The sequence below is a fragment of the Enterococcus sp. AZ079 genome (assembly GCF_050547255.1).
Classification (GTDB): domain Bacteria; phylum Bacillota; class Bacilli; order Lactobacillales; family Enterococcaceae; genus Enterococcus_D; species Enterococcus_D casseliflavus.
In genome coordinates, this window is sequence record NZ_CP172955.1 from 2,527,149 (window position 1) to 2,552,808 (window position 25,660).

At 42.3% G+C, this 25,660-nt stretch carries 19 protein-coding genes; 3 read left to right on the forward strand and 16 right to left on the reverse strand.

From position 1 onward, the window contains the following. Positions 1-10: 10 nt before the first annotated feature. The 8 genes from IGJ15_RS11995 to IGJ15_RS12030 form a co-directional block, all read right to left on the reverse strand. Positions 11-910, reverse strand: a complete 900-nt coding sequence (locus tag IGJ15_RS11995; protein WP_010747595.1) for an alpha/beta hydrolase — start codon at positions 908-910, stop codon at positions 11-13. 21 nt (positions 911-931) lie between these two features. After that, complete coding sequence (locus IGJ15_RS12000) at positions 932-2,095, reverse strand: GDSL-type esterase/lipase family protein (protein ID WP_010747594.1); 1,164 nt, start codon at positions 2,093-2,095, stop codon at positions 932-934. 95 nt (positions 2,096-2,190) lie between these two features. Beyond that, positions 2,191-3,291 carry a glycosyl hydrolase family 8 gene (locus IGJ15_RS12005; protein WP_010747593.1) on the reverse strand — a complete coding sequence of 367 codons (1,101 nt, stop codon included), beginning with the start codon at positions 3,289-3,291 and terminating at the stop codon, positions 2,191-2,193. Between the two features lie 12 nt (positions 3,292-3,303). After that, positions 3,304-5,430: a glycoside hydrolase family 3 C-terminal domain-containing protein gene (locus IGJ15_RS12010; RefSeq protein WP_010747592.1), complete on the reverse strand. Its 2,127-nt coding sequence runs from the start codon at positions 5,428-5,430 to the stop codon at positions 3,304-3,306. Between the two features lie 267 nt (positions 5,431-5,697). Next, a complete protein-coding gene (locus IGJ15_RS12015; protein WP_010747591.1) occupies positions 5,698-6,306 on the reverse strand; it encodes a YesL family protein in 609 nt (202 codons plus the stop codon). A gap of 38 nt (positions 6,307-6,344) precedes the next feature. Further along, complete coding sequence (locus IGJ15_RS12020) at positions 6,345-7,241, reverse strand: carbohydrate ABC transporter permease (protein WP_010747590.1); 897 nt, start codon at positions 7,239-7,241, stop codon at positions 6,345-6,347. An 18-nt stretch (positions 7,242-7,259) separates the two neighbouring features. After that, positions 7,260-8,225: an ABC transporter permease gene (locus tag IGJ15_RS12025; RefSeq protein ID WP_080646945.1), complete on the reverse strand. Its 966-nt coding sequence runs from the start codon at positions 8,223-8,225 to the stop codon at positions 7,260-7,262. Between the two features lie 89 nt (positions 8,226-8,314). Next, positions 8,315-10,012 carry a hypothetical protein gene (locus tag IGJ15_RS12030; RefSeq protein WP_010747588.1) on the reverse strand — a complete coding sequence of 566 codons (1,698 nt, stop codon included), beginning with the start codon at positions 10,010-10,012 and terminating at the stop codon, positions 8,315-8,317. Positions 10,013-10,231: 219 nt separating this feature from the next. Between IGJ15_RS12030 and IGJ15_RS12035 the strand changes: the two genes are divergently transcribed. Continuing rightward, positions 10,232-11,062: a helix-turn-helix domain-containing protein gene (locus IGJ15_RS12035; protein WP_010747587.1), complete on the forward strand. Its 831-nt coding sequence runs from the start codon at positions 10,232-10,234 to the stop codon at positions 11,060-11,062. 65 nt (positions 11,063-11,127) lie between these two features. Here the strand turns inward: IGJ15_RS12035 and IGJ15_RS12040 are convergent, their stop codons facing one another. The 3 genes from IGJ15_RS12040 to IGJ15_RS12050 are packed head-to-tail and all read right to left on the reverse strand — an operon-like array spanning position 11,128 to position 14,197. Continuing rightward, positions 11,128-12,144, reverse strand: coding sequence for a Gfo/Idh/MocA family protein (locus IGJ15_RS12040; RefSeq protein WP_010747586.1), 1,017 nt, complete (start codon positions 12,142-12,144; stop codon positions 11,128-11,130). A 15-nt stretch (positions 12,145-12,159) separates the two neighbouring features. Next, entirely contained in the window at positions 12,160-13,320 is a 1,161-nt protein-coding gene (locus IGJ15_RS12045; protein WP_010747585.1) for a Gfo/Idh/MocA family protein, read from the reverse strand. A 1-nt stretch (position 13,321) separates the two neighbouring features. After that, entirely contained in the window at positions 13,322-14,197 is an 876-nt protein-coding gene (locus IGJ15_RS12050; RefSeq protein WP_010747584.1) for a sugar phosphate isomerase/epimerase family protein, read from the reverse strand. A 218-nt stretch (positions 14,198-14,415) separates the two neighbouring features. On the opposite strand from IGJ15_RS12050, the gene IGJ15_RS12055 reads away from it, so the two are divergent. Beyond that, a complete protein-coding gene (locus tag IGJ15_RS12055) occupies positions 14,416-15,195 on the forward strand; it encodes a helix-turn-helix domain-containing protein (RefSeq protein WP_225001410.1) in 780 nt (259 codons plus the stop codon). An 85-nt stretch (positions 15,196-15,280) separates the two neighbouring features. Here IGJ15_RS12055 and IGJ15_RS12060 read toward each other — a convergent pair whose 3' ends face one another. Then, positions 15,281-17,050 (reverse strand): family 43 glycosylhydrolase, encoded by a 1,770-nt coding sequence (locus tag IGJ15_RS12060; protein ID WP_010747582.1) that lies wholly within the window; start codon positions 17,048-17,050, stop codon positions 15,281-15,283. A gap of 92 nt (positions 17,051-17,142) precedes the next feature. After that, positions 17,143-18,624 (reverse strand): GH39 family glycosyl hydrolase, encoded by a 1,482-nt coding sequence (locus IGJ15_RS12065; protein WP_010747581.1) that lies wholly within the window; start codon positions 18,622-18,624, stop codon positions 17,143-17,145. Between the two features lie 174 nt (positions 18,625-18,798). On the opposite strand from IGJ15_RS12065, the gene IGJ15_RS12070 reads away from it, so the two are divergent. Further along, positions 18,799-19,968 carry an ROK family protein gene (locus tag IGJ15_RS12070; RefSeq protein WP_010747580.1) on the forward strand — a complete coding sequence of 390 codons (1,170 nt, stop codon included), beginning with the start codon at positions 18,799-18,801 and terminating at the stop codon, positions 19,966-19,968. 227 nt (positions 19,969-20,195) lie between these two features. Here IGJ15_RS12070 and xylB read toward each other — a convergent pair whose 3' ends face one another. The 3 genes from xylB to IGJ15_RS12085 all read right to left on the reverse strand — a co-directional run bounded on the left by xylB (position 20,196) and on the right by IGJ15_RS12085 (position 25,649). Continuing rightward, positions 20,196-21,692, reverse strand: a complete 1,497-nt coding sequence (xylB, locus tag IGJ15_RS12075; protein WP_010747579.1) for a xylulokinase — start codon at positions 21,690-21,692, stop codon at positions 20,196-20,198. 18 nt (positions 21,693-21,710) lie between these two features. Beyond that, positions 21,711-23,240, reverse strand: a complete 1,530-nt coding sequence (locus tag IGJ15_RS12080) for a glycoside hydrolase family 43 protein (protein ID WP_010747578.1) — start codon at positions 23,238-23,240, stop codon at positions 21,711-21,713. A gap of 465 nt (positions 23,241-23,705) precedes the next feature. Continuing rightward, on the reverse strand, positions 23,706-25,649 hold the full coding sequence (locus IGJ15_RS12085; protein WP_010747577.1) for a hypothetical protein: 1,944 nt from the start codon (positions 25,647-25,649) through the stop codon (positions 23,706-23,708). Positions 25,650-25,660 lie beyond the last annotated feature (11 nt).

The window sequence follows — 25,660 nt, forward strand, 5'->3', positions numbered from 1 at the left end:
CCTCATTCTTTTAAAATTCACCGAAACGCCGGTGTAAAAAACGTAAAGCTAAATTTTGCCACTGAGCGACATCAGCATTTTGCAACGTGGGATCACCAGATGCTTGGTAGGTTCCCAACGAGAGGCCATGCTGCCCTTCTTCAAATAAATGCAACTCTACTGGCACACCTAGTTCCATCATTTTATTAGCATAACGCAAACATTGTTGCGGGTAGACAAGATCATCTTGGGCTGTTGTCCAAAGGAATGTAGGCGGTGTTTTTCCTGATAAGAAATAATAAGGGCTCGCCTCTTTCATCCGATTTTCTGTATACTCTTTGCCTAAAAAGACTTTATTGGCATGATGCATAAAATCTCGCTTCGTGGTATCGGTATAGCTGAGACTTAGGTCAATCCGAGGATCTAGATTGGCATATTTTTCTTGGACAATGAAGTCCAATAACGGATAAGCGAGAATAACAGCATTGGGTTTCAGAAGCTGATTATCGCCGGTTCCAACCCCTTCTGCTAGCCAACGATTGTGCCAATGGGTTGCTAATTGAGCACAAAGATTGGCTCCTGCTGAAAAGCCGATAATGGCAATTTTATCGTTATCAATCTGCCACGTTTCCCCTTGCAGGCGAATTTGTTTCATCAACATCGCCAAATCTAAAAGTGGATTCGGATATTGCGCATTACCAGTGGCTTCTGTTTGATAATCCAATACAAAGACTTGAAAACCGGCTTGCAGATAATGCAAGGCCACCGGTTCTTTTTCGCGATCAGAAATCCCTAGATATGCTCCCCCACCACAAATAATCATGGCCGGAAATTGCCGGTCTTTATCAATTTCCTCTGAGCCTTCATGAAGATAACTTGTATAGGATACATTGGGTTTGTTGTCATATAGTAACGTAGTAAAGACTTTCATTTGAACCCCTCCATTTTTCGCTTAATCAATACCAAGTAACGTAGCCAACTGCTGGAAATCAACCGCAGCCGCCAAATGATTCCCACCTACACTGGAAATATGCAACCCGTCGCCACTATCAAATAATTGGTAGAGTTTTTGAGAATCTTGAGGATCTCCGGCGACTTGATCAAAGTCCCATAGTGCCTCAATTGGCGCTTTATTACGCAGCCAATGATTCAATCCTTGACGCAAACTTTCGGCCTTTTCACTGTAAAAGGCTGATTGATTAAAAGGAAGAAGTGTCACTCCAATCACTGGTACTTGCCGCAAATGGGCTTCCTCAATCATAAACCGAAAAGCCGCGGTTAATTCGGCTAATCCCTCAGCGACAGGTCTCTCGCCAATCGTCAAACAATCATTAATACCATGAAAAAGGATCAAGCCACTAACTGGTCCATCCGCAAAAACGTCTGACAAAAACCGCTTCACCCCAGCTCGCCCATGACGGCTAAAGTCATCGGCTGTAGCATCTGTATCTAGCAATACCCGGTTTCCCCCAATGCCACGATTTACGAGTGCCACTTGTGAAAAGCCCTCTGTCACCAGGCGCTGTTTGAAATGATCCGTCCAAAATCCCTGTTGTGTCAACGAATCCCCAAAAGCTATCAGGGTCTGACTGTTTCCTTGCAATTGTAGGCCCGAAATACCATAGATAACGTACATTCGTGGATTCCACAACGCATTTTGAAAGAGCTGATAATTATCCAAGGGATGGGTCCAGAAATTCTCAACCCAACGATAATTCAGCACTTCCTGTTGCAAACGAGCATAACTCACTAGAAAACTAGTCAGTTGCACCGGTTTGGCTAGATAAGTAGTGATTTCTAACACTTCTCCTGGTGCAGCTGATAATAAAATAGGATCACTTGCCAACTGCTCACAACCAGGGGCTAGCTGTATTTCCGACTTTCCATGAAGAGTCAGGGGAACTACCGGTGTGCGTGCAATGAGCTCTGCCGATTTCACCTGTGCAGTCACCTTATCAAACACTAACGGCCCTCTACCATAAAGGTTAGAAAACAATACACGCCATTGATCCCCATAATGATTTAACCGAATTCGCACTACTTGTACTTGTTGTTCAATCTCGCAAGGAGCACTGCGGTAATCCTGTTCCTGATATTCCCAAATTCGTTGCCACACGCCATTTATTCCTCCTAAATGAAATTCCCTATGTAAAAAAACTGGTCAGCCTAGTCTGAGATTTTCCTCAATACCTCTGCTGACCAGTCAAAAAATTAGTAAATACGATAGTTACCACTCAAAGCCATAAAGGCAAAAGCATACAAAAAATTATCATAATATCGGCGCACGCCTTTACGAAGGGGCGTTTGCCAGAAACGTGTCACAAATTCTCGGGCGATTTCTGTTTCAGGATTTGCAAGGGAGGCCGCGGCTAAGGTTGCTAGCAAGCCTACTGGATGTAAGATTTCTTCTCCAGTATTTTCCCCTTCCACAGTATAAATGTAATTTTCTGCCCCAGCTGGTAGTGCATGGAAAAATTGTTGCAAATGAGCCAACCGATCTTTGAGTACAACATCTTCACCATACCACTGCATATCAAGCGCCACATTCATGGCTGTCCGATAGGCATCACTAAAGAAATGCGGATGTTCACTTTCCAATTGTGGACTGCCATCGTACCAACTGTATTCTGGATTCAACCCAGTTTCTGGATGAATGGCCTTTTTCAAATACCTTCGACTAGCCCTCGCCGCCTCTTTCCAAAACGGCCGGTCGCTAGGTTCTGTATAAAGAGCAAATTGTTCATAAAAATGCGGTACATGATAAGAAGGATCGGTAAATTCTACTTCTGGGATGAACTTGATTAATTTATTTTCATTGTTCCACATAGGCATGCCAGGAAATTCAGTCCCTTTATGAATACAATAGTTCAACAATTCTCGGGCATGATGAGAGTAATTGAATATCCCTTCTCCATCCCCCCAGCGATTGGCTGCAAAAAACAGCGCCAAGGCAAAGAATTCTTCCCCATCCGGAGCGGGTCCATAAGCATTTTTCTGACCAGAAGGAGCGACCGACCAAGCGAAATAATGGGCATGTTCCCCGCTATCCATATACATATAAGTCATCACCCAGCGCCAAAGCCGGTCAAAGACTTCCTTTTTGTCGTACTGAACCGCCATCAACATGCCGTAACTCATGCCCTCTGTCCGTACATCATCGTTTCCGGTATCCACTAGATAACCTGCATCTGCTGTTTCAAAATAAACCTTATCCGGTCCGACAAAAATTTCTTCCCAGATTTGCGTTAAACGGTCTTGGATTTCATTTTCATCATAACCATATGTTTTAAAAAGATTCGTATATGTTTTCATCCGTTTCTCCTACTAAATTACTACGGTTTCCACAAGTGGGACTGTTGCCACAAGTGGTGCCGGTTGGCCTAATTCTTGAGCCCGTGAACATGGCGCGGTTGTCCCTAACGTAAAGGTAATTTGTTCGCCATCAAATAATCGTTCCCCCGCTTCATTAACCACAGTAAGATTGATTTTGGCAACAGGTACCGTCACCGTTTTTGTTTCTCCGGGTGCCAATGCTACACGTTTATAGGCCACGAGTTTACCATTTAACGTTTCATGTTTCGAATCGGTTTTAACGTAAACTTGTAGTACTTCTTCCATAGCGCAATCGCTGGTATTGGTAATGGTTCCCTTGATCAAGTAGTCTTTTTCTTGCGTCTCTACTTGCAGATCAGCCAAAGCAATTTGGCCATACGTCAAACCGTAACCAAATGGATACAAGGGACTTTCCTCCAAGTAACGATAAGTCCGATTTTTCATGCCGTAATCTTTGAAATCCGGTAGATTGTCAGTGGTCCGATAGAATGTCACTGGTAATTTACCACTTGGGCTAATTTCGCCAAACAAGACTTTCGCTAACGCTTTTCCACCCTGGCTACCAGGATACCAAGCATGAAGGATGGCATGAAGATTTGGATGCTCTTCTCGACCATACAGAGAAATTGCTGAACCAGCTGCCACTACCAAAATCACTGGTTTATCCAATGCTAAAATTTGATCTAACAAGCGAATCTGTTCTGCCGGCAAGCCCAACGTCTCTTTGTCACCAGAACCGTAGACATTACCGGAATCTCCCTGTTCTCCTTCGATTGTCGGATCCAAACCAAGGCACATCACCACGGTATCAGCATGTTTGGCAGCGATGATTGCTTCTGATGCTCGCTCATGAGGACGAGACAAGGTCGATTCTGCATATTCTTGGAACAAGTGACAACCTGGCGCATAATACACCCGTGCATCATCTTCCAGATAGTCTTGAATGCCATCTAAGAAAGTCACATTTCGCGAAGCAACACCAAAATAATTGCCTTGCAATGCTTCGATACTACGAGCATTTGGGCCAATGACTGCCACATTTTTTACGCTTTCTTTTTTAATCGGTAAGATGCCGTCATTTTTCAACAAAACTAAAGCTTTTTCGGCAGCCTTCAAAGATAGTGCCATATGCTCCTTACTATCATTGGCTTCATAAGGAATAGCATTATAAGGATTGGTCTCATCAAACATGCCCAAACGAACGCGAGTTGTGTAAAGTTCTACTACTGCTTGCGTAATTTCTGCTTCTGTCACCAAGCCTTCTGCTAACGCTTGATGCAAGCTATCAGAAACATTCCCTGCACATAGATTGCAACCAATCTTCATCGCCAAGGCCATGGTTTGCGCCGCATTTTCAGTATAGTGATGGTGCTCATGAACATCTTCCAAAGCGCCAAAGTCTGAGACAACATGCCCTTCAAACGCCCATTTACCACGTAAAATATCTTGTAACAATTCGGGGTGCACACATGCTGGAATCCCGTTTACTGCATTGTAGGCTCCCATGAAACTTTCCACATCGGCTTCTTTTACAGCAGCTTCAAAAGCAGGTAGATAAGTTTCATACAAATCTTTATCATTCACTACCGCGTCGAAAGAATGGCGATCCGCTTCTGGTCCACTATGAACCGCAAAATGCTTGGCGCAGGCCGCTAATTTCAGATAAGGGCCGTCCCCTTGCAAGCCTTTGATAAAAGCCACACCAAGTCGAGACGTCAAATAAGGATCTTCGCCATAAGTCTCTTGCCCGCGACCCCAACGTGGATCCCGAAAAATGTTGATATTAGGCGACCAATATGTCAACCCTTTGTAGATATCATTGTCTCCTTCTGCGTGGTACTGGTTGTATTTTGCACGGCCTTCTTCAGCAATCACCCCAGCAATTTCTTCCATCAACTGATCATCAAAGATTGCTGCTAAGCCAATCGCTTGCGGAAAGACGGTGGCAACCCCCGCCCGCGCCACGCCATGAAGGGCTTCATTCCAATAGTTATAATCCGTAATGCCCAAGCGTTGGATGGCTGGGGCGCGGAAATTGATTTGACCAATTTTTTCGTCTATGGTCATTTGTGCCACAATTTTTTGTGCTTCAACTTTTGCCTCTGAATGGGTAATCATGTTTTTTCCTCCAACATTCTTTCAACTTTACAATAAGAAACAATCCGACAATACTCTGCTACGATCAACTGGGATATACTACAAAATCATGCAGCTGATCAAACAAGAAGAGTAGTCGTTTCTGCAAGAAAAATATCCGAACTAAATTGGCATTGCTGCTACAGCCTGTAGGATTTACCGGACAGCTTCTGGAAACAGTGGCATTACAATGTATTTAGCTCGAATATTCCCGTGTTTCTGAATGTGATTTATCTTGATAATTAATCCTTATGATGCATTTTCAATGGTACAAAATCCAAATAAGCTTTCACAAATGGGTACTGTTTTTTTCACTACAACAGGTAATAACACCAGAGCAAAAACTGGTAATAGCCAAATCCCTACGATCACTACGGTATACAAGACGAGCATTTGGATCATTTTTCCAAGATGGGTTAGCGCTAAAAGACCGCAATTGCGTAAAATTATTCTTAAAGGATCTTCAAAACGAGCAATATAAGCCAATACCAACACCACCAAGGGCAAGAGAACCAACAAACAAATCCCTAAAACAATTTGGATAGCATCTGAAAGCAAGGAATAACTCCCAGCAAGTTGTTGACGATTTATCAGAAAAGAACTTGCCAACACCAGATACCCCGTCCAAATCAATGAACTTTGGAAAAAGGACTGTTTAAATGCCTTGAAAAAAGTCCCTAAGACATAGCCTTCTTTTTGGAACATGCATTGATAAACCGTGCGATACATGGCACTAGTTGCTGCCCCCGTCGTAACAAGCGGTACTGAGCAAAGTAGCCAGAGCACGCCTACCAATAAGTAATCGGCTACCAAACTCAACTTGTCCATAATCGCTTGACTATTTCCAGATTTTCTCATAATAAACACCTTTTAAAACCTTTCTTTTAAGCCTTAAATTAACCCTTAACCCCACCAATAGTCAGACCACTGATAAAGTATTTTTGCAAGAATGGATACAGGCAGACGATTGGCAAGGCTGTGACGATTGTCGTAGCTGCCCGTACCGAAGTTGGGGTCACCATGCCGCCACCACCTGCTTGAGCGGCATTTTGCATATCATTGGCGTTGGCCCCTTGACTTGTTACAGAAGACAAGAGTTTCATCAATTCGTATTGCAACGTACTAAGTTTTTCATTAAAGCCGTTGTACAACATCGCATCAAACCAAGAGTTCCATTGACCAACAGCGATAAATAAAGCAACGGTTGCCAACACTGGTTTACACAATGGCAAGATAATGCTCCAGAAAATCCGGATATGACTGGCCCCATCGATTTTGGCACTTTCGACTAAACTTTCAGGGATTCCATGGATATAAGTCCGGATAACCAATAAGTTAAAAGCACTGATCATCCCCGGCAAGATATAAACCCAAAATGTATTCGTCAAACCGATTTTATTCAACCACATGTAATTAGGAATTATCCCAGCATTCAAATACATGGTGAAGATGAACAATAAAGTAACCGGTGTCCGAAAGATAAATTCTTTTCGGCTAAGGATATAAGCCAACAATGATGTTAAAAACAATTGTGATAAAGTAGCAATCACCGTTCGAGCCACCGAGATAAAAGCTGCGTTTAGTAACGATTGTTTGGCTAAAACAGCTTTGAAATTATCCAAGGTAAAAGTTCGTGGCCACAGATAAATCCCTCCACGCAAAGCATCTAGTCCGTCGTTAAAGGCGACTGCTAAGGTGTTTAAGATTGGATACAGGGTTGCCAACGTGAATAAAATTAGAAAAATCCACTTAAATATATCGAATAGTCGATCTGAAATCGCAACTCGTTTCATCTTTTTTTCCTCCTCTGATTAGAACAAACTTTCTTCGCCAGCAACTTTGGCAAGTTTATTACCTAATGTAATCAAGATGATACTGATCACACCATTGAAAATCCCGGCTGCTGTGGCAAAGGAGTAGTTGTTCAAGCTAATCCCATATTTCAACACGAAAATATCAATAGTTTGGGAAACTTGTTGAACTAAGCCATTCCCTAACAAGTATTGCACTTCAAACCCAGCATTTAGGATATTTCCGATATTGATTAATAAGAGGATAAAGATTGTTGGTTTAATTCCTGGTAAAGTGATATGCCAGATTTTCCGCAAGCGGCTGGCACCATCCATTTCGGCGGATTCATACAGTTCTTCGTTGATAGCTGACATCGCAGAAAGGTAGATGATACTTCCCCAACCAGTACTTTTCCAAACATTAGAGAAACCAACAATCCACCAGAAATATTTCGGTTCGGAAAGGAAACTAATCGGCTTGTCTACAAAGTTAAATTGCATCAGTAGTTGGTTAATAATCCCCGTTTCAGGACTCAGCACATCCAACACGATCCCTGTTACAATAATCCATGATAAAAAGTAAGGCAGATAAGAGACAGTTTGCATGATTTTCTTTAAATGTTTATTTTTGACTTCATTCAATAAGACCGCAAAGCCAATCGAGAAAACAAAACCCAAAGTCAAATTGATTAAACTCATTGCCAAAGTATTGCGGACAACCCGTAAAAAGTTTGGATCAGCAAACAACATTCGGAAATTTTCAAGTCCAATCCATTCTTGATCAAAAAGACCAGTACCAGGACGGTATTTTTGGAAAGCCATCAACCAGCCAGATAACGGTGCATAATTAAAGAAAAGAATGTAAATGACAAATGGCAGACAAAGTAAACACAGATCTTTTTGAGCCCAGACACGTTCCCAAAATGTTTTTCGTTTTGCTTTTGGAATACCCTCGTTTGAATCTAACATCGTTGAATTTCCGCTCATTTCTTATTCCCCCAAATCTTCGAGTATGTAGCAAAGCAAGATTGTGGGAGTTGTTATTTTCACAACTCCCATCACCTCGCTACAGCAGACTATTTGTCAACTTTTGCTTCTAGTTCTTTTTCGATTTCTACCCGACGTTTCACTTCTTTAGTCAATGTATCTTCAAAGGCTTTGTAATCGATTTGACTATCATAAGCAGTCATATAATCTTCCCAGTTTTGTTCGTAAGCTGCTGGTCCGCCCATGATGACTTTTGGTAACCATTGCATTTTCACTTCTTGCATGTTTTGACTAGCAATCCCAGCTGGATCAGAAGAAGTCCATTTGTTCCGTTCTGTATAGATTGGGAACCATGGTTGAATTGGATCTTGCAAGCGTACCATTTGAGTCCAGTTGTCTACTTTATAAGCATCCAACACTTCTTTATCGATATCAGACAATGTTTTGCGGAATTCAGAGATTTGTTCAGAAGGCAAAATTGTATTTTTTCCATCTGGCAAGTAACCACGGTAACCAGGCATATAACCAAACGCTACACTATTCTTTTGAACATAATCGGTATCTTTCCAATTTGCCCATTGTTCGTCAGTGCGGTAGAACATGCCGTCGTCGTCAACTTCATAGTCAACGCCTTTTTCGCCCCAGTTGCGTAGGATCATCCCTTTTTCAGAAACCATGTCATCCCACATTTGCAATACGCCATCAACATCTTTACAGCTAGTGGTAATCCCAATCCCACCTTGAGTAGACAAGACGCCACCTTCTCGGTATTGTGGTTGAACATTTTCATCCAAAGTCAAATCAAGAGGTGCCCAAGTTAATTCATCTTTCCCTTGAGAAACCAATGAATCTCTTGCAGATTGGAAGTTCCAACCTTGGTCGATCATCCCCAACACTCGACCAGAAGATAATTTTGCAATATACTGGTCATATTTAGCAGTAAAGGTTTCAGGGTCAATCGTTCCTTTTTCAAATTGTTCAGACAAAATCTTGTAGTATTCTTTGGCTTCTGGAATTTTGTCATATACTTTTGCTTTCATTGTGTCTGGATCGACAATAGCTGCGCCATCATTTGGATATCCCGCTAAGAATTGCGGTGGGTTTTCCAAACAGAAGTAACGCCAGTCATCAGATAAGATTTCAAAACCGATATTTTTTTGACCATCAGTATCAGGATTTTCAGCTAAATACTTATTGATCAAATCAAAATACTGTTCGACAGTATTAATTTCTGGATAGTTCGCCCATTTGAGGACACGTTTTTGAATCCAGAAAGCTTCGCCACCATAACTAGTTGCCGTATCCACGGTACCATCTTTTTGAGCAAATTGTGGAATCGTATAAATATGGCCATCATTATCAGCTTTAATTTTTTCCCATTGAATATCACTTAATGTGGCTTTCAAATTCGGATAGTCATCTAGCTTATCCTCTAAGGGAACATAAGCTCCAGCATCAATCATCGCTGAACGACCATCGGAAGCATCCACGATATCTGGATACTCGCCACCAGATACCATAACCCCAATCCGTTCTTTTGCAGTTTGACCCGTCAGCCAGCTAACTTTCACTCGCCAACCAAATTCTTCTGCAAAAACATTGTTTAAACGAGAATCATCGGGAACTTCAGAACCAGGTACCGCCATAAAGGCTGTATATTTTTTATTGCCATCACTATCTGTGGCTTGCGTGCCACCATCTTTGTCTCCTTTACCATTTCCACTACCGCACCCAGCCAATAAAGCTAGTGCCATTGCTGTCACTGCAACTTTTCCAAACTTTTTCATGTGTTTCCCCTCCGTTGGTATGTTTAAATAACAAACATTGATGCATAAAAAAACCTTGCGACACAACTTCCTTCTAAACCCTGATTCAAATAAATTAATAGCGCTTACTTCTCTTCCTTGATTCAACTTTACTCTGAAACGCTTGCAAAAACAAGACAATTTCAGTACACTAATAGACGTAATCAGTTGACTATGATTTCTTAAATGGGAGGGTTAAAAATGACTGAATTGGAATCCTATCACTTCGGGGAAAAAATTTCCCACGTGGAATATCATCCGGAGAATCTCAGCTATCCTGAGCATCTTCATCGGAGTTTCGAATTATGGTTTGGTGAAACTGGCGAATTTCTATTGACAATCGATTCTGAAATTCACACCTTAAAAGCTGGCGATATCGCCCTAATTCTCCCCTATCAAACCCATCAAGTAGAAGCTGAAATGGAAAACTCTGGTCATATTTGGATTTTTTCTCCCGAGTATCTAGAAGACTATCTTCCATTAATTAAAGGGAAATCCTTCTTAAATCCTGTCATTCCGGTGGGACGCACTAAATCTAATCAGCTCTACGATTCATTATTTGAGAGCAACTCATTTTTTAGACACAAAGCCGCTTTATATGAAATCTTATATCTATATGAGCAACATACCAAGCTAGTCAAAACACGAGGCAAAGAGAATATTTTAGAATTAATTCTATTGTGGGTCTCTTCTCATTTTCAAAATGAAGTTACTTTGAGTCAGCTGAGTGAAGATATCGGCTATAGTAAAGATTACGTATCCAAGGTCATTACCCAAAAACTTGAGTCCACCTTTCCAAAACTAATCAACCAGTACCGCATCAATCAAGCTTGCTATTTACTAGCAAACTCCGATTATTCTATAACAGAAGTCGCTAGCTTATCTGGTTTTCAAAACACGCGAACCTTCAATCGTAATTTTTTGCAGAAAATTGGTCACTCCCCAAAAGATTATCGGAAAAATGCCCGTAGCGGACGAAAGGAGCCGACATTGATTCGCTTTGACAATCTCTACTACCAACAATTGTTGTAGTAAATTGAATGCACCTCAGCAAAAAACCATGAAGCACTAGTCCAACTAGTCTCCATGGTTTTTTACTATTTATTCAGTTGAACCCACTGCCCACTACGATCCGACTCATAAATCCCACAAACCATCTTCAAAGAATCCAACGCATCCGCAACGGCGAGGTACTCTGCGTGAGGATCTGGCAAGCCGACTAACTGATTGACAAAGGCTCGTACAAAGCGCAGGTGTCCTGCTCCCCAGTAAGCTTTAGCTACTTCGCTTACCATGCCTTCTTCAAGAGGTGCCGCTACGTCATTGACTACCAGTTTGTCAGCGGTCAACACCACTCTGGCTTCTTCAAAATCAAAGGTGACGGATGGGGCGGGATCTGAAGAGTAGTTGTTGGAGGCATGAATGACCACCGGCACGTCATCTGGAAGCACTGCTGTCGCCATCGCCGCGTCTTCTACTTCGATGGTTTCCTCCAAAAGCGTGGTCATTATCTTGCCTTTGATTTTCTCTGGTAACTCAATCATCCAAGTCACCACATCTAAGGTATGGATGGCTTGATTGATCAAGGTACCCCCACCTTCTTTTTTCCAAGTACCTTTCCATGATGCCGCCTCATAATACCCTTTATCCCGATGCCAGGTTAGCTCGCATTTGATTCCTTTTAACTGCCCGAAAGCTTGTTGGGAAATCATCGTTTTCAGTTGGGCATAGGAAGGGTTGAAGCGATTTTGATAACACACGGCATAATGCAAGTCTGGCTGTTCCTCCCATTTGGCTAAAACCTGTTCAGCTTCTTGGACCGTTATGGCCATCGGTTTTTCACATAGGACATGTTTCCCGGCTTCAAAAGCTTGCAGGGTCATTTGGCCATGGAGATAATGCGGCGTAGCGATGATTACTGCGTCAATCTCACCATTTTTTAGCATGTCTAGGTAATTCCCATAAAAACTACAGCCATGTTTTTCCCCAAAGCGTCGCCCTTTTACTTCATCTATGTCGCAACAAGCCGTCAACTGGGCTTCTTGAATTTTCTGAAGGGCTTCTGCATGGGTACCGGAGATATTGCCACAGCCCACAATTCCGAATCGTATCATCTTTTCACACTCTTTTTAGTAAGTATTTTCAGTATCCAAGACTTTTTCTTTCACATCTTTGTATTTTGAGCCCGCAATTTTCTTGTTTAACTCTTCCAAGAACAACTCCTCGTCAATCGGCAACTCAACCCATTGGCCTAACCAAGAAGAGAGGTGAATGGCGTTAGAAATGGACAAGCCATAAATCCCATCTGTCGCTGGTGCCACCAGTTTTTCGCCAAAGAGAATATTGTTGACAAAGTTTTGCGTCACTCGCAAATGGCCGGTGCTGCCGTCAAATTCAACAGGAATCTTGATTTCCCAAACTTCCGGTTCGCCAAAGCCGCCGGTGTAAGTATCGTTCCATTCTTTTTCATCGGTAACGGTCCGCCAGAATTTCAACTGTTCATCTTCAATCACGATTTTTCCTTGAGAACCCACGATTTCAAAACGATTGGTCCCAGGCGTTTCCGTAGTGGTTGTCACAAAGACCCCAGTGGCCCCATTTGCGTATTCACAATAGGCCGTTACTTCTGTTTCCACTTCCACATCCCGACGTTTGCCATAATAGGCAAAGGAGAAAATCCGTTCCGGCATGCCACAAATCCATTGCCACAAGTCCAATTGATGGGGATCTTGGTTTAAGAGGACACCGCCACCTTCCCCTTTCCAAGTGGCCCGCCAGCCGCCAGAATTGTAATAGCTTTGGGACCGATACCAGTTGGTGATGATCCAGTTGGTCCGACGCAATTCACCGATTTGACCGGATTCTACGAGTTCTTTGGCCTTTTGATAAGTCGGGTTCATCCGTTGGTTATACACCAAAGACAAGGACAGTTCTGGATGTTTTTCTGATTCTTCAATCATTTCCCGAACTTTTTTCGTATACACCCCAGCCGGTTTTTCTACTAAGACATGTTTGCCTGCTTGCAAACCTTTAATGGCAATCACAGGATGATCATAGTGGGGCGTAGAGATAATGATTGCGTCCACTTCTGGATCTGCCAACAAGTTATCCACATCATCATATAATTTGAATTGATCCCCGTATTGTTCCTGGATACGGTCCAATTTTTCTGGATTGTTATCACACAATGCCACCAATTCAGCGTTTTTTAATTCACCACCTAAGACATTGCGCATATGAAAGGAGCCGATATTACCGACGCCGACGATACCGATTTTTACTGTTTCCATATTAGTTCCACTCCTGACCCATGTTTTCCACAAGGATTTTTTTCAATGCATTACTAGCGACAGTGAACAGTTTTTCACCATCGGATTTTGTTTCTTCAATGGAGACGCCCTCTTTTTCCAACGCCGCAAAGCCATCAAAAATTGACAAATGGGGTTCCAAGGAAGCAAAGCCTGTAAAGCCGTTTGCCACAAGTGCCCGCAAGACAGCTTCCACTTGCCCATCGCCAAGTCCAGCCGGTGTGACTTTATGATCTGCGAAATGGGCATCTTTAATGTGCATATAGCCAATTTCATCTTTTAATAATTCATAGGCATGGGGATAGACTTCCACATCACATTGGACAAAGTTGGCCGGATCAAAGGCCGCTTTGACTTGTGGATTGTTCAGTTCGGTCAAAAGTTTGGCACAACGTTCTGGAATATCTCCGTAAATGTCTTTTTCATTTTCATGAAGCAAGGTAATTTGAGGATAATCTTTGGCTACCTCTAAAAATTGGTTCCATCGCTTCACCACTTCTTCGTGAAAGTCGTCGGCAGGTTTGCCTTCTGGAATGAAGAAACTAAACATCCGGACATAGGGACTTTCAAAAGCTACTGCTACATCGAGAACATGTTTGAATAACGCTAAATGCTCTTCAAAAGGATCCTCAATACTGATTTTACCGATGGGAGAGCCGATGGAAGAAATCTTGATCCCGTTTTCATGGAGTGTTTCTTTGTAAGTAAGTACTTGATCCAGCGTCAATTCACTGACATTGACGCCATTGATGCCTCGGACTTCGATATGGGCAATGCCGTTTTCTTTCAGTCCTTTGATTTGTGTATCTAAGTCACTTGCGATTTCATCTGCGAAACCGGTGATGGTGAAGTTGTTCATTAAATGAACCTTCTTTCTTGTTTTGTTACGGCTATTATACGTACATTTATAAATAATAAAAACGCTATAATGTGACCCATTTCATGCTAGATGTGATATCATCAGAGAAACTTGCGAAAAAGGAGTGACCCCCGACGAAACCAGTAGCAACGATTCAAGATCATCTTCATTCAAAAGATTTCGATTTTTATTATAAAGATTCCTGTTTCGAAACCCCCATCACATTTTTACCAGAGTACCACTACCATGATTTTCATGAGATCTATTGTCTATTAGATGGGGAAGTGGATTACTACGTGGAAGATTGTGTCTATCATATGCAACCAGGAAATATCCTGTTAATTCATCATCATGATATCCATCACATGATGCTAACCTTACCTTCTGCCCGTTATGAGCGCGTTTTCTGTTATTTTGACGAATCTTATTTACACCGTTATTCTTCCGCTAAAACAGATTTGACGTTATGCTTTTCCCGTATCAATAACCGCCAAAGTCATTTTTTGCCTACAAGTTTAACCGAAGTTCGACCTTTTATTCAAGATTTACAAAAACATAGTGCCTCTGAAGAATATGGTAGTGACTTGCGCTATACCCAATGTTTTAACGAGTTTCTGCTTTTTCTCAATCAACGCTTTTTAGCTTTGCAAAAAGAAAATACTCCCTTGACGAATAGTAAAGAAAATCATGTTGTTCGCCACGCCATTCACTATATCCAAGACCATTTATCAGAGCCCGTCAAAGTCGAGACCCTAGCCAAAGCCCAGTTTATTAGCCGCGAACACCTTACTAGGGAATTTAAGCGTCATACCGGCTTTAGTCCCCATGCCTACATCCAAAAACGGAAACTGCTCTATGCCAAAGAGCGTTTATTAGAAGGGGCCACAATTACGATTGCCTGCAACGATGCTGGTTTTACTAATTATTCTCATTTTATTAAAGCCTTTAAAAAGGAATTTGAGCTGACTCCTCGTCAATTTCAACAACAAAACCTTTAACAATCTGATTTTGATTGATCCTTTGCAACCCGTGATTCAAAAAAACAGCCCGTGAGTATTTAGTCTCACAGGCTGTTTTTACGCTTTATTTTACCTTTACTTTTACTTGCACCAAAGATAACTCAGGATTGACATCCATTGCTTCCGTCATTCCCAAAATTGGCTGTCCATCTACATCAAAATGTACCCGCCGGATACCTGAAGAACGGGGAGCATCGATACCTGGACGTGCATGATAAGTGTTCCAGATATTGCCTTCTTCATCTTCTACATAAGCATTGTGTCCAGGTCCAAATTCTCCTGGAACATTCAGAGAAGTCAACAATGGGTAATTTGATTTTTCCCAGACCGCTGGATTGAGCAAGTCACTGCCAACTTTGGCTTTTAGATACCCCACACAATAGCTACTGTCGACAGCTGCGCCGGAAATGGTTAAATAGATGTCTTCTCCTCGATACAAGGCATAGGGACCTTCATCGACAAAGGTATGATTATTGTCCCATCCATAATCTGGTTTTGCTAAGACTACTGGTTCTGTCAATAATTGCCACGGTTGATCAGGATTGAGCTCCGCAAAATAAATCCACGCACCTAAATCCACTGGAAAAAACTGACGTTGCGACCAAGCGGCATAGATTCGGCCACTATCTTTAATCACCGTCATATCCAAAGTGATGCCTCCTGTAATCAAAGGCGATCCATCTGCTTTTACGACTTTTTGCGGTCGCTGCCAATCTGCTAGCACCAAGGGATTGCCGCCTTCTTTCAAAGCCATTACGTGGGATTGTTCCTCTTCAAAAGGACCTGGTGTTGCACCGTGGAAAATATACAAACGATCATTAATAATATGAAATTCTGGTGCCCACAAGAGATTGGCAATTTCAGGGTACATCTCGCTATCCAAAATCTTCATCTCTTGGGCAGTAACTAACTCAGCAATCGTCTTGGCTTTACGGATATAGAGACTACGGTTATCATCATAATCATTCGTGGCAATAAAGTAGTATTCCCCTTGCCATTTGCCGATACAAGGATCCGCGCGATAAGTCGAAATCGGGAAAGAAAAATGTTCCTGGTGCACTTGACCCTTTGCTACAAAAGCTTTTTCAGTAGCACTTGCTGGTAAATCAAACCAATCAATTCCGGCTTGGCGACTCGAGCCATCACTATAGCGCAAGGTTGCTTTCATCGTGGTAAGTTCTTCCATGTTTTCAACAACGACTTCATCCGGTAAGTCCACAGTGATATGATGGGGTGTTATCAATTTTTTTTGTAAATAGTCTCCTTGTTCCTCACTAATGGTCAAACTATTCCTCGGAATTGCCCCTTCAATATCCGTTGCTACTTCCAAAAGTGGTTGCCACTGAATGGCAACCTTTTTAGTCTCATCCACATGATCTAAGCTTGGGGTCGTCACTTGATAAGCCTGATCACAGCTATCTAACCACCGGATTTGATACCCTTCATCCGTATAAGCCAATTGAACATCCATCAGAGGCATTTCACTTAGGTGGAGCAAAGGTAGTTCTTGATACTGAATAAAGTTTTCCGTTTCAAAAACTAAAATGCTACCCACACTGGTTTCATCCAACGTTCCATCGGCATTTACCCGAATCCCGATGATGTAAAATTTCTCTTTTCCCTGACAAATCCAAGTTTTTTTAAGGGCTTTTGCTACTAAAAACCCATCTGGTAAAGAATGTGCTTTGGCAAACAAGACCCCAAAGTTTTGATTTAATGGCTGAAACACTCCTGATTCATCTGCCAATGCTAAATGCATCGCCAATCCCAGCCGAGTATCATAAAGCTCTGTTTCTTTAGCTTCTCGTTGATAATTCAATAATTGATAACTCATAGTAGCCTCCTAAATATAATAATTGCGAGTAGTTTGATTAGTGGTCCACACACCAATTTTCAAACCCATCAAATCCAAATAAACAAATTTTCTTATCTACCAGCCAAGACTCGTTGATAATCATAGCCTCGATCAGATGTTTGCTTTCTTGGCCGCGCCTCGAAATAATGAACTCCATGAGGCTGTACAGTAAATGAATAGCTGTTAGACGTGACCGTGGTAGTCACTTTTGGCTGAGCAATTTGCTGCAAAAGCGCTCGTTGTTCAGCACTCAAATTGGCTGGCTCTCCCAAATCATGCCAACTTTGCAATGGGTTGGTTGTTTGTTGATCCACCACTTCTGAAGTGATACACCATTTTTCAACCTCTTCTGGGAAATCTAGTTGGAAAGACATCGCTTCAGCTGTTAAATTCCAAAAAACGCCAGCAAAGCGCTCCTTGCCATCTGAAGTTACTATGCCGTGTTCCCCTTTATAAAGACAGTTCTTTTGTAGTTTTTTATAAAAAGCAAAGGTCCAAAAAGTTGGTTTAGGAATATTGCCATTGGCGACTAGCCCAAAACCTCCATGAAACGGTGTGAAGGGAACCCCCATTTCTTCAAAGATATCCCCAAACGTCCAATAAGAATACGAGGCACTGGTTTCTCCTAATCTTGAAAGCAACTGAGCGATATAGGCTGCGTTCAAATTCGTATCATGCAAAGGGCTATCCGGCCGATAAGACGTATTGAACTCCGTAATATGCATCGGCAAGCCACGATATTCTGGATAGTCATCGATAATACTACGGGAAATATCCAACTCAGTCAGGGATTCCTGTGCTTCTCGCAAAGTCACATAGCTATAATGTCCGGCGGTCTCTGGATCAGAAATGGTGTAAAAATGGCGGGTCACCGTATCAATCGCCAATTGTTCCTCGTGACAAAAGGCCATAAACTGTTGTAGCCAATTGATATCATCTACCCCACAAATCGCTGGTCCCCCAACTTTGAATTGGTCATCGACAGCTTTCACCGCAAAAAAAGTTTCTTTGAATAACTTAAAGTATTCGGTCATATCAGCATCTTGCCAAAAACCTGGCAAATTCGGCTCATTCCAAACTTCCACCGGCCAAGTCACTACCTCAGCCCGACCATAGCGTGTGATTAAGTGTTGTAAGGTCGCTTGGACTAATTGGCACCAACCTTCGTATGAGCGAGGCGGGGTCACGTTTCCCTGCCAATAAAAGACCGTCTGATCCCCAGAAGCTAGTTTTTGTGGCATGAAGCCCAACTCTAAATAGGGTTTTATACCCACTTCTTGATAAAAATCCATCACCATGTCCAAGTAGGTAAAATTATATTCCGCGACTTTTTGTCCCGTTTCGTCTTCGTATTCTTGGTAGATTGCCATGTCATCGCTAAATAAGCCATGACCGCGAATATACTTGAACCCAATTTTTTCTTGTACGAGACGTAATTGTTCTTGGTATTGCCGCTGTAGAGCCAAGCCCATCCGGCCAGTACCAATACAATCATCCGCAAAATTGTGAAATGAGCTAACTGTCATATTTTTTGTCAATTGAATAGTTTCCATTTTTTCTTCTCCTCGTAATAGTTAGTTAAAAAAACAACCATTTTGGCTAGTGGTTTTAACTATAATTGGCTAACATTTGTTACAAAACTTTATGAATCCCCCTTTTTTCAGTTGTAATCAGTTAATTTGCACAGTATACTAACTCTAAGACGTACTTTAAAAAGGGGATTGTCCATGATTATTAATAAACTTGACATTCGTGAGCAAAATGAAGCGACTGTACTAAAAGCGATTATTGAAAATAAAAATATTTCCCGAGCCAACATCTCCACTTTAACCAATCTAAATAAGGCCTCGGTTTCGCAAATTATCAAAAACCTAATTGAAAACGATATCGTAGAAGAAGTTGGTATCGGTAACGCTAGTTCGATGGGGGGGCGAAAACCGATTCAGCTGCACTTTAATGGACGCTGCGGATTGGCGCTTGCTTTTGATGTGGGCTATAACTATGTGGCAGGGATGTTGGCTTATCTCGATGGGGAAGTGATTCGCCTCGAAGAAAGAAAAAATACCCCAATCAATAGCGAAAATATCTTGCCCACTGTTCAAAGCATTATCACCAATTTTTTAAGTCAGGCCCCAGTGACGCCCCATGGTCTAGTGGGGATTTCATTGGCCATCCACGGGATTGTCAACGATAACCGCATCACCTTTACTCCTTACTACGATTTGTCTGGCTTGGATATCAAAGAACCCCTAGAGCAACTTTTCAGTGTGCCGGTCTTTGTAGAAAACGAAGCCAACCTTAATGCTGTCGGGGAATACTGCTTTATGACAACTGGCGACTACCAAAAAATTATCAGTCTGAGTATTCATAGCGGAATTGGCGCTGGCACAGTAGCCAATGGTTCTTTACAATCTGGCTCCCATGGCTTCTCTGGAGAATTAGGACACAGCACGCTTTTCCCTAATGGCAAATTCTGTCCTTGTGGTAATAAGGGCTGTCTCGAACAATATGCCTCCAACAGAGTGTTATTTGATACTTTTGCCAAATTAAAAGACTTGGATTTTGTTAATTCTGATATTTTTGCAGCCGCCTATAATGCCGGTGATGTGGATGCCATCCGTCTAGCCCTAGAAAATGTTGACTATTTAAGTATCGGCCTAAACAATATCATCGTGGCAGAAGATCCTGAGTTATTGATCGTCAATAGCTCTGTCTATCGTAAAATTCCCGATCTTCTTCCCCGGATACGTCGAAAAATGGTCTCTCGTTTTACGCAAAGTATCACCATTCAGACGAGCCTGTTAGGGGATCATGCCCCGCTATACGGTGGCATTGCCCAGGCTACTTCCCACTTTTTAAAAATCCAAAACTTAAGACTAGGAATGCTTAAAAAGTAGGCTTCTTCCAATTGCTCATGGCGAAACCCATGAGCAATTTTTACGATGTTAAGTGGCTATAAGTCTTTTTGTCCCAAGCTTACTAGCTACCATTCATCATGAAACTTCCGCTATCCAGGGCAAACGAATACGGTTCCATCGTTTTTTTAAAGAAAGCCATCGAGTAATCAGCCGACTTGCTGATTATCCGATGTCTTATTTACCTTTCAAGGCAATGAGGCATTTTTTTACTCTTCTGTCAGTAAACGATGACAGATTGGTGCAGTTTGGGGATAAACATCTTGATAAATCTCATAAATTTTCGCATATTTCGCTACTTGTTGTGGATCAGGCATGATGTGTTTGTCATAGTGCACAAAAACCTCGGCACAACTTTCAGCATCTGGGAATAATCCCGCTCCGATAGCTGCTAACATGGCAGCTCCCATGCCTGGACCTTGTTCGGTAGTCAACGTTAAGATTTCAGCATCGAAAATATCTGCTTGCATTTGCAGCCAATCAGGGTTTTTCGCCCCACCACCAACGGAGACAATCTGTTTAAAATGGCGCCCCGTCGTATCTGCCATGATTTGTTGAGAATCCTTTAAAGAAAAAGTGATGCCCTCCAAAACTGCACGGCCAAAATGGCGCAATCGATGATGAGTGTCAATGCCAATAAAACTGCCACGAATCTTGGCATCACTATAAGGTGTCCGTTCCCCTACGATATAAGGAGTGAACAACAGCCCATCTGAGCCAGCTGCCACAGTCCCCACATCCGCTAATAAGGTCGCAAAATCTTCTTCTGGCGCAAAGGTATCCCGAAACCAGCTCAATGAATTTCCGGCGGCCAAAGTCACGCCCATCCCATACAATTTGTCTTTGACGCTATGATTAAAGAGATGGAGTTTTCCTTGATAATCCACTGTTTCATCTGCTTCATAAGACAAGAAGACGCCGCTTGTTCCGATAGAGGCCATCGCTAAGCCTTCTTTAATAATCCCAGCTCCCAATGCAGCACAGGCATTATCTGCCCCACCAGCAAAAATCGCTACTTCTTGGGTAAAACCAAATTTCAATTGCAATTCTGGTACTATCTTGCCGACTAATCCAGCTGATTCATGTAGTGTTGGTAAGACCGCTTCATCGATATCAAACTGTTTCAAAATAGCCGCTGACCAAACTTTTTCTTCTACATCCAATAACAATGTACCGGCTGCATCAGAGTAGTCCATCGAATATCGGCCTGTCAGCCAAAACGCCAAATAATCCTTTGGCAACATCACATGAGCCACTTTTTCCCAGTTGGCTGGTTCATTTTTTTGAACCCAACGAATTTTAGGCAAGGTAAATCCTTCGAGAGCCACGTTTTTCGTAATGGCTAACAATTGGTCCCCAAAAGTTGCCATGATTTCTTGACATTCTTTGGTTGTTCGTACGTCATTCCACAAAATTGCTGGACGAATAACTTGGTTGGCATCGTCTAATAACACCAAACTATGCATTTGACCGGAAAAACTAATCCCCACCAACGCATCCTTCATATCTGGACGCAAATCCAACAGTTTTGTCATCACAATTTCCGCTGCTTTTTGCCAATGATTCGGATTTTGTTCACTGTAACCAGCTTGTGGTGTATCTAAAGGATAAGCACTATCTGCTGATGCTAGCAGGTTCCCGCCCTCATCAAAAAGGAGTCCTTTTAACGCGCTCGTTCCGAGATCTAAGCCTAAAATTTGTTTCATAGCGATTATTCCCTTCTCTTAATTGACCTGGTGTTCAATTTGATAAGCATCCACATATCCTGTAGCCTGTGGTGCTGTTCTGGTAGCATATAGACCCATTGTACAGCCTACAAAACCACCAGCAATTTCTGTACTTAAATAATGAATAGCCACCGCTTCTGCGACAAGATGTTCTTCTTCAGCTACAATTACCTTGGCTGTCAATTGTTGCAACGCACCGGTAAATTGCAATACGAAACGATCACCGGTAAAGGTCGTCCTCCCTAGTGTTTCTTCTACGCCAGCTAGAGTACGGATGAGCTGGGCTAGATAGCCATTTTCTGTTTCGGTAATTTCCAAACGTACATGGTAGTCATTGCTTTGAATCAACGCCAAGCCACATGCTTCCCCTTTAGCCAAGGATGGTTGGATATCGACACGAAAATGGTAATTCATCGCTTTTTGTCGTAACCCAATATAAGTGGGTGAAGCCACATCTGATAAAGTCGCTTCCCCGGGTGTCAATCGCAACCAGCCTGGACGAACAGTCCGATTGTAATCAGCAGGATGCGGATTACGCAAATAGACAAAGGCAACGTTTTCTTCAGCCAATGAAAACTGGCTTGTTTCTGGGACTGGAATGAGGGGCAGTGCATGTTCTTGGACGTCTAAAAGCTGCCCATGACCTGGATTGACTACCGGCCAGCCGTCTTCCCAGACAACTTCAGCGAGAAACGTTTCACGTCCAAGATTGCTGTAACCTTCATAGTTTCGACTAGCCAAACAAGTCATATACCACTTGCCTGTTGTCGTTTCTACTAAATCCCCATGCCCGACATTGCAAACAGGAAAATCTTTACCCAAATGTCGATGAGTCAAAATAGGGTTATTGGGATTTCCCAAATAAGGCCCTGCCACTTGTTGACTTCGAGCAATCGTCACACAATGGTTAAAGCCAGTTCCCCCTTCCGCAATCATCAGATAATAATAGCCGTCTTTTTTATAAAGATGTGGTCCCTCAGGCCAAACTACATCTCGCATAGCACCTTTCCACAAAGAAGTACTCACACCAATCAGACGCATGGTATTTAGATCAAGTTCTTGCAACCATACTTCCCAATCACCATTGTAAGTGACACCTTTTGGATTCGGGCGCGTGCCTACATAATAACAACGTCCATCTTCATCAAAGAATAGACTGGGATCAATACCTGGAGCATCTTCTAAATAATAGGGATCAGACCACGGCCCCTTGGGATCGGTTGCTGTCACCACAAAGTTGCCACCATGGGTAACATTGGTGGTAATCATATAGAAAGTTCCTTCATGGTAACGAAGACAAGGTGCAAATATCCCTTGGGAATGCCCCGCCTGGTCTAAAGGCAACTGGCTATCCCGCTCTAAGACATTGCCAATTTGTGTCCAATTTACCAAATCTTTGCTGTGATAAATGGGAACACCTGGAAAATAAGCAAACGTCGAGGTCACTAAATAGAAATCTTCTCCTACCCCGCAAACGCTTGGATCTGGAGAAAAGCCCTTCAAAACTGGATTAGTAAAAGTATTCATGGTTAGCCTCGTTTCTCATTTTTAATTGCTAAGGAAGAGGGACACCAGCTAGCATCCCTGAAATAAGGCGCTATTAAAATGAGTCAGCTAGTTCAGTTTGTATGCTTTACTAACTTTCTAAATGATAAAACACCTCTTGACACAAGTCAACCGCTTACAGAACAATTTTTTTGTTTTTTTTGCTACACCACTATCCGTCTATTAACCACTAATGAACAACTATGCACGAACCCTTTACTCCTTAAAAAAAGTCGGTCTCGCCCCCCAACAACTTCATCAGGTTATAGCGAAACCGACAGACAAAAAATTCGTTTTTCTTTTGACAGGGCTAGTTTAGCTACCGTCATACTATTTTCTAAAGACTAAAGTTCTTTTTTACCTCAAAACCTTCGTATATCCCGCGTCAGATGGCCTCGTATTTATTTTTCAAGGCTTGAAAGCGTAGAACCCTTTATAAGCGTAACTTTATGGATATACTTTACGCCCTGCTTGATCGGCAATACCCGATTTTCGCCAGAAATAAGTATTGATTTGATCTCGCCACTCCACTGCCAGTTCTCGTTGCCATTGCAGCAACTCTTTGACATTTTGATAAGAATTCTGGTCAACATGAGGACCGATTTCTTCCCAAACAGCTTGATAGTCCTCAACTCGTTTAACACCTTCAAAATGCGTATCATAGATGTCTTGAATCAGGGTTTTGCTATTGTGTAGTCGATGCGTGTAAGGTACATGGTGAAACCATAACAACAACTCATCGGGACAAGTTGTTAAGTCATTAAAGTAATCTCGGATAGCTGGCGCATATTGTGACACGTAATCCGTTCCTGAAGTTGTTCGATCATTGCCAATACCCAGATGGTCAGCAAAATGATACGTTCCCCACCGATCATATTCATAACCATCGATATTGGGCCCATCGTGGGTTCTTGGCGTCACCATAAAACCGACACCTCGAGGGGCTGTATACATGCCATAGGTTTCCCGAGAAGTCACCAAAAGATCTGCCAACTTTTTCGTTTGATCCTCAGCTAAATCGAAAGTTAAGCCAATCCAACGTTGGGCACAGTCTTGGGTGGTCAGCTGATTGTTCCAACACAGTTTGCCATAACCATAGAGATTGATTTGCATCAGCTTATGGCCAGTCCAGTTTTCTGACATGCCCACCACTCCTACGGCACAAATACCACTGTAAGCTGGTTGTGGTGAAGTGTTTTTCAATAATTCCTTCACTTGGCCTGGTACGTCTTCATTGCGACAATCAAAATCCAATGCTTCTTTCCACACGGGCAATTGATAATAAACGGCTTTTTGATGCCCCGTATATTCCTGAGTCAATTGAAACTCAATGATATGATTGGTCTTTCGCAACCCACTCAACAAAGGAGAAGTGGGCTCTCGCACTTGGAAATCCAATGGGCCAAGCTTAATTTGTAGGCTAACATTTTCAACAAATTTCCCATCCAAAGGCATAAAATGATCATACGCTGCTTTGGCACGGTCAATGCTACGGTCCCGCCAGTTTTGCTGATGATTATAAACAAAACAACGCCATACCAAATGTCCACCATGAGGTTGCAATAGCCTGCCAAACATATTGGCCCCATCATCATGCCCACGACCATAAGCAAAAGGCCCTGGTTCCCCTTCCGAATCCGCTTTCACTACAAAGCCCCCAAAATCAGGAATATAACGATATAAAGCATCAATTTTTTCTTGCCAGAAAGCGATGACTTCTTTAGCAAGAGGATCCGCTGTTTCCAAACCACCAATCGCTTTAGGGGCGGCAAAGTTCACACTAAGGTATAGCTTAATTCCGTAAGAGCCCAAAATTTCATCAATAAGTCGCAATTCGCCAAAATGCTCCTCGCAAATGAGGGCTTTGGCTGCACCACGAACATTCACGTTATTAATTGAGATAGCATTAATTCCCACAGATGCTAAAAGACGAGCGTAGGACTCAATCAGTTGGTAATCCTTACGAAATTCATTGTCTTTAAAGAAAATGGAATCTCCGGCATAGCCTCGTTCAATTGTTCCATCCATATTATCCCAGTGATTAATCATCCGTAGCGCTTGGTCTGGCACACTTGTAAAAGAAGTGAAAGCTTCTCCCAATATCAATTTTTCATACAAGGCAAATAAGCCATAGAGTAAGCCTTTTGTCGTATTACTCTGAATAGCAACATGATTTTGCTCCCCTTTTACTCGATAGCCTTCCCTTCCCAAACACTCTTCTGTTACAAGTGAAAAGGCCAAGTCCCCTTCACTTGCTACTTCTTTTGTCAAATTCAGTAATGTGCCTACTTCTCGGCGAATACTTCTTGCCACTAAATCATCCGCAGGCAATGAGAAATGTTGAAAATAATGACTGGCTACTTTTCGTAACCAACATAAATCGCGAGTCATCAGTCCACCTA